The 386-nt window shown below is 43.2% G+C and carries 1 protein-coding gene; it reads left to right on the plus strand.

Features of this window, described 5'->3' with window-relative positions; genetic code table 11:
- Positions 1 to 15 precede the first annotated feature (15 nt).
- On the plus strand, positions 16 to 386 hold a 371-nt coding region (locus B9T16_RS29520), incomplete at its 3' end, for an FG-GAP repeat domain-containing protein (protein ID WP_410246480.1).

The raw sequence follows: 386 nt of genomic DNA on the forward strand, positions 1-386 counted from the left end.
TTTTTCAGCCTATTGATGGAACCAGACCCATACCAGAATACACTAGYSAACCSTTYACAGTTAACTGGTGAGTATATCCCAGTAACTGGAGACTTCAATGGTTCAGGAAGGACAGATATACTGTGGTATGCTCCCGGTCCGGCTGCTGACTATATCTGGTACTTTAATGAAGATGGTAGCTACAGCAGTGAACCGTTTACGGTTAATGGAGTTTATRAMCCRRTWACTGGAGACTTCAATGGTTCAGGAAGGACAGATATACTGTGGTATGCTCCCGGTCCGGCTGCTGACTATATCTGGTATTTTAATGAAGATGGTAGCTACAGCAGTGAACCGTTTACAGTTAATGGTGATTATATCCCAGTAACTGGAGACTTYNATGGTTG

This window comes from Arthrospira sp. PCC 8006, from assembly GCF_046480465.1.
GTDB lineage: Bacteria > Cyanobacteriota > Cyanobacteriia > Cyanobacteriales > Microcoleaceae > Limnospira > Limnospira platensis.